The following is a 5,821-nucleotide window of genomic DNA, read 5'->3' on the forward strand; positions in this document are numbered from 1 at the left end:
GGGGATTAATGTTGAGCGCCTGATTGTAATCGGACAGGGCGAGGTCGGGTTTCCCCTGTTCGTCGTAAATAACCCCCCGATTGTAGTAAGCCTCGGCCAATCGGGGATTAATGTTGAGCGCCTGATTGAAATCGGACAGGGCGAGGTCTGGTTTCCCCTGTTGTTCGTAAAGAACCCCCCGATTGTAGTAAGCCTTTGCGTATCGGGGATTAATGTTGAGCGCCTGATTGAAATCGGACAGGGCGAGGTCGGGTTTTTCCTGTTGTTTGTAAAGAACCCCCCGATTGAGGTAAGCCTCGGCGTATCGGGGATTAATGTTGATCGCTTTGGTGAATTCAGCGAGGGCGAGATCGTATTTTTCCTGTTGGATGTAGTCAACTCCCCGGTTAAAGTGGCCGATCGCGTCTTGATTGTTCCCTTGAGCGATCCGGGTTTCGGCTGGTTGTCGGCTCTCTAGCGCCATGACGGGGCGAACAGTCGCGAGGGTGGAAAGGCTGATTAGGCTAACGGTGGTAAGAAGGGCAAAGGATTTCATGGCTAGTTCCTCAGTGGGGATGGTTTTAAATTCTACTTAGGGTTGGCTGAAAAAGTTTTTCCCGGGGGCAGGGTGTGGGGTGTAGATCACTCCAAGGGTTGGCAGTTTTTGATTTCAAAAAAGCCTAAAAATATTAATCCAACAAGGTTTTTAGATTGATTCAGCAACCCCTACTTAATTCATAGGCTGCTTTTTTGGGAATATGCAGAATAGGGCGAGCAATTTTTTTTGTTTCGGATACAAACGGAAAAAGCGCCGCAATCGGGAGCGCTTTGTTATCATTTAGTGAAAAATACTTGTTTTTTTCGATGCAATATGGTAAGCAAATCCCCGACGATTAGCGATGCCGAATTAATTTGCCTCAGTTGTCAGGGCTTTTTTTGCCCAAAAAGCCGTAGTTTGGGTTGACGTGGGGAAACCCAACTATAGTACGCTTGGATTGACCCAAGGAAACCCAACAAAAAGCCATGAGAAGCGATCGCTCATTCAGACAGATTTAGGTGTTGGCTGTTGGGTTTCGCTTTCCCCTAAAATTGAGAGGTTTTCTTTAACCTATTGATTCGCTCAATCCAACCGACGGACTCTCTTGTAGGTTGGGTTGACGTAAGGAAACCCAAAAAAAAGTAATAAGAGGGGCGAAATAGCGATCACTTTTTTTTAAATCCTACAGTAATCATAGCAATTATTGTCGGTCAAACTTATCTTTTCTCCTGGTTTAAATCGTCAATTAATTACCTTACTCCTCTTCTATACTCATTAAAGTAGCGACTAAGAAATTCCTGGGGAGTAATGATGGGGATATTTTCAAAGTCATGTAATGTTAGTAAATCTAAATCTCCTGTAATAATAACTTCTGCTTGAATAACTATAGCGCTCGCTAAAATAACAGCATCATCTGCATCTCTAAGTTGAGGAACTTCTAGTAGTCTGTCAACACAAGGTTGTATAAGTTCTTGAACGATAGTCATCAGGTATGCAGTTGTATATCCACAATATTGTTTTCGAGATTGGAGTTTGGGTCGTTCTAATGTATCTTCTATATCAGCTAATATCTTTTGGGAGGCAAAGATTGTAATTCTTTGATTTTTAGCTAATTTAAGGATTTTACCCGGAACTCCTCCCCACAACAATCCTGAAATCCAAACATTGACATCTACAACAACTTTCATGAGTTGGCGCGTCTAATTTGGCGAGCTTCTTTAATCATCTGGCTAATCTCAGCCAGAGTCGGTTGATTGGGGTCTGGTTCCATTGCTTCTAGTCGCTCAAAGAATTGCTCTAGATTGACTTTATCTTGATGAACTTTTTTGAGAATGATGGAGTCTTCCGTCAGGGAAATCATGTATTTATCTCCTGGGTTGAGGCGGGTTTGAACTTCAGGAGGAAGTTCGAGGTTTCCTTCTCGATTGATTTGTATGAGTAGCTCTTTGGTCATCGGCTTCAAAATAAACTTTATTAACTTTAGCTGTTAAACAGACTTTATAAATAATCTGATCAAGTTAATTATATATATTTTAGCGAATTTTTCAAGCTAGGGCTTGCTACCTTGTAATCTAATCTGGGAATTGATGGCGCTCGGCGATTCGCGTTTGGAGAGGTAATGTTTCTCCCTCTACATTTATACTACCCCAGGAGAGTCATTCCACAGAATCAATACCACTGGCTACTTGATAACGGCTCCAGAACGGTTATTAGCGACGCTTGAGGGAAACCCAACCACACCAATGTCGTTAAGAATGTTGGGTTTCCCTCAAACCATTGAATCGAGCAGTTTTCTCCTAATTATTAAATCGCTCAACCAAACCTACAAGCTTCTATCTGATAACTGATAACTGATAACTGATTAAGACTTCACTCCCAGGTTAAAGAAAATCGTTCCCCGACGCACAGAATTTTCGCTACCTTGGCTGCTAATGGTAAGAGAACGCAGATTATTAAATAAAGGCTTAATCGATAATTCTAACACCCGCACGATCGGGAATTTTGCCTCGATTACCGGTTGCAATTGTCGCCAATCGACGTAAAAATAACCATCATTTTCTGCGGGTAAAGCAGTAATTGCCTGTCGAAACTTACCACTACTTAAGATGGGGTTTTTCTGTGCAGATAAAGCTAAACCCATCGCTTCCACAGAACTAGCGATAATTTCATAATTATCGACCCTAGTATGCACTCCCGTCACGAGCGTTTCTAGTTGCGCTTTTCCTCCTGGGACCGCCGTGGTTAACTTTGTCCAAGCTGTCACCGTTCGATCGAGTAAAGGCAGATTAACCACATTATAGCCGCGACTGCGGGCTAACTCATCCAAATGAGAGATCGCACTGTCCACCTCTACCCCCATCACCCGTTCCCCTAGAAAAACACTATCGGGTTCCATCCCCTTTGAACTAGGCACGAGAGCGAGGCTATATTCGCCTCTAACCCAGCTAAAAACGTCTTCAGGCAAATTTAAACCTAAAGGCGACTGGAAGCGGTTTAAGACCTGTGTTATTAATTCCTGTAGGGGACTATCTGCTTCTAACCCCTCCTCTACCTGAGTCCAAAAACGATTTAAATCCCGACTAGCGGCGACTAAAAGGCTATTTTCGCCGATAAAAGATAATGCTCCCACGGGACTAGATAAAATTGGTGCTTGGTCATCCTGTCCTAAGACTCCAATTAAGGCCGTTTGAGCGACTATTCCCCCGGATTTGAGGGTAAAAGCCGTGGCTAATCGTTGTTTCGCTTCGGGACTCTCCGAGACGGGTTGATTAGCAATCCAAGCCGATAACGGAGGTAAATTGCCGTAAACGATAGCTATACGCGGTTCGGTGATATTTTTTAGGGATTCTCGGTAATCGGGGCTATTTTTTAGGTTTAAATCTGGTACTTGCACGTTATTAAGTGCCTCGCGCAAAACCTTGATATTATTGGCAAAAAGCACCGTATCACCCACCACGGCACTAGCGAGAAAACGATTATTATCTCCCGCAGTCAAGGGACGTTGATAAATCAGGTTAATTCCCTTGTATAGTTCAAAAACAAGGTCAAATTTGCCCGAAACCGCCTGTTTTGAGTAGGAAGCTTGCAGAAATTCCTTAGCGCGTTCACCATCTTTACTTTGAATTGCCAAAAGATAACCCGGTTGGATACCATTATCGGTATCGCGATCGAAATCGAGGGAAGTAACAGCGAGGGTAATTTCTTCCCCTAACCAGGGTTTGATTTCCTTTTGATAATTTAATCCCGTTTTACCGAGCAGACTTTTTTCTAAATCCTTAATTTCTTGGTGGGAACGTCGTCGATTAGCCGGTGTAGCGATTAATTGACCAAAAGACTCTAAACGTTCGGGATTGACCAACAAGGATACCATAACCGGGGACTGTTTCGGCACAAAAATCGCCGCCGCCGGTTCCCGCATCACCCCACCTTTGAGCAAAGACAGAGGACTATCGGCGAGAATCCAAGCAAAACTGGCTGTGGCGACTCCTAGGAGAATGATTACCGTCGCACCTAAAATATAGAAAAACGATCGCAATTTCACAACCTTGCCCCGAGATGAACCATTAGCTATTTTAAGCCAGCAAATGACCCAAGAATTTCGATCGCTACAATTCTTACCGAAAATTTGGGTTTAAAGCCTACCCCTTCTAGCTCAAGTTTAGACTAATTTGAGCAAGAGTCAGTACAAAAAAACTGCTTGAGCAGAAAAAACGGGAAATCAAGTAAGATTACTAAATTTCCCGAAAATGACTTTGAAAAACTTGCAGGAATTTCGAGAAGCGGCAAACTATTAGGAACAGGCAAAGACGCGGTAATGGACTTGATGGACGCAGTGTTAGTAACCCGAAGTGTCCATTTGTTAAGAATTGTACAACCCTCTTGCTATAAGGCTTTTTATGTCATGAAACCCTAAATTTAGAATTGCTGTCCTGGAAGGGTCGCTCAGGGTTTTGGGGCAATTTTAGCGGTGATTGGTACACCCGCCTGTTTCCCCAAAACCCGAGGAAAATCCCAGGGCTGGCCTAAAGGCAAAAAACGGACTCCCAAAATCCCTGATCCTACGGTCAAAAAACGCTATTCTGCCCCGCCTAAATCGAAAAAGACCGCATCTTAATCCTTCATCCTGCTTTTTATCTCTTTCTCAGTCTTTTATCCCTAGCTGTGCCCATTTGGGCTGCAAATTAGTCTAAACAGAAGTAGGGACGTAGGACTCCCACATTGGCAGGCTTAATTTCCCGCTACAGATTACTGCTGTGACCATCCAGGCTAATGCCTTGAGGTGTCGCAGGTCTCGCCATTGGCTGTGTTGACACAGTAAAGAAAGTAGTTGAGCATAGAGACTGGTAGTGGTTGACATGGGAGGTTCGCTGATGTTCTGTTAATCTCAGCATTCCATATCCTGCTACCTTTTTCTCTTTCCACGCTATTTCAAGGGTTTCCGACACTTGTGTCAGGCACTCAGTTCCGACACAAGTGTCAGGCACTCAGGGTTGATTCATGAATCACTTTACTAAATTACCCGTTAAAAGTCGATACAAAAGTCTAGTCTCGTAAAACAGTAAGCGGCAAAGTCCATCTTTACCTAGCGCCTTAAAACTTGGTAGCTCTTGGGTGACTTTGGTTTTTTGCCCGGTTTTCTCGTTTTGAGTAAAATAGGAGTGACTTCTAGGATTTAGCCAAGAGTTTTTAAGTTTAGCGATAATCTCTGTTTTAGCGGGTTTATTCGGGCAAATAGTCACCATTGCGTGAGCGTACAAGTGAGAACGTACCAAGTCGGAACCCTTCCAGGACTTTTTAACCTTGTCCTGTTTGGCGGAAGTATCTCCAGAGACTTGATAAGAATAGGCTAAACCTAGATAAGCCTGAAACCTTCTCAGACTGATATCGTGATTACCTCTAAAATAGGGTTTACCGTTGACTAAGAATCTTTCGATAGGATAACAGTGTAGAAGTAATAAACTTTGAGTAACAGTCCCGAAAAGAAATTGGTCAAATACTTGGCAATAGGGCTTAAAATGACTTAACCCTAGTATTTCTCTTAACTCTTGTTCCTTAGCCAAGATTCTAGATTGATAAGTAATAATGTCACCAGCTAATAACCGACTATATTCCTTAATTCCAGTTCCGGCAGTGTCCTTAATAGACGGGTGTTTTCCGGCACCAGAAATATGCCCTAATGTTGGGTTATACCCCTTAACCCCGATATATTCAAAGTCTTTTTGAGCAATTTCAGGAAATTCACAACATAATCGCTGTCTAAGTTGATTAATCAAAGAGTTTTTATTCTTATCAAGTTGCTCTCTT

Annotated in this window: 5 protein-coding genes and 1 pseudogene; all 6 read right to left on the minus strand. The window is 43.0% G+C overall.

Annotation, left to right across the window (positions count from 1 at the left end):
- Positions 1-535, minus strand: a 535-nt coding sequence (locus MiAbW_RS07280) for a tetratricopeptide repeat protein (protein WP_151695554.1), incomplete at its 3' end; no start/stop codon positions are given.
- Positions 536-1,266: 731 nt separating this feature from the next.
- Positions 1,267-1,704, minus strand: coding sequence for a putative toxin-antitoxin system toxin component, PIN family (locus MiAbW_RS07285; protein ID WP_151695547.1), 438 nt, complete (start codon positions 1,702-1,704; stop codon positions 1,267-1,269).
- A complete protein-coding gene (locus MiAbW_RS07290; RefSeq protein ID WP_002796343.1) occupies positions 1,701-1,970 on the minus strand; it encodes a hypothetical protein in 270 nt (89 codons plus the stop codon). The genes MiAbW_RS07285 and MiAbW_RS07290 overlap by 4 nt, the downstream gene beginning before the upstream one ends.
- 408 nt (positions 1,971-2,378) lie before the next feature.
- The gene (locus MiAbW_RS07295; RefSeq protein WP_151695548.1) at positions 2,379-4,058 is read right to left on the minus strand and encodes a DUF3352 domain-containing protein; all 1,680 of its coding nucleotides are present in this window, start codon (positions 4,056-4,058) and stop codon (positions 2,379-2,381) included.
- 645 nt (positions 4,059-4,703) lie between these two features.
- Positions 4,704-4,874, minus strand: coding sequence for a hypothetical protein (locus tag MiAbW_RS19550; protein WP_172967349.1), 171 nt, complete (start codon positions 4,872-4,874; stop codon positions 4,704-4,706).
- Positions 4,875-5,019: 145 nt separating this feature from the next.
- Positions 5,020-5,821 (minus strand): annotated as a pseudogene (locus MiAbW_RS19970) (IS110 family transposase); the annotation flags it as partial.

The sequence above is a fragment of the Microcystis aeruginosa NIES-4325 genome, from assembly GCF_008974145.1.
Lineage (GTDB): Bacteria > Cyanobacteriota > Cyanobacteriia > Cyanobacteriales > Microcystaceae > Microcystis > Microcystis aeruginosa_G.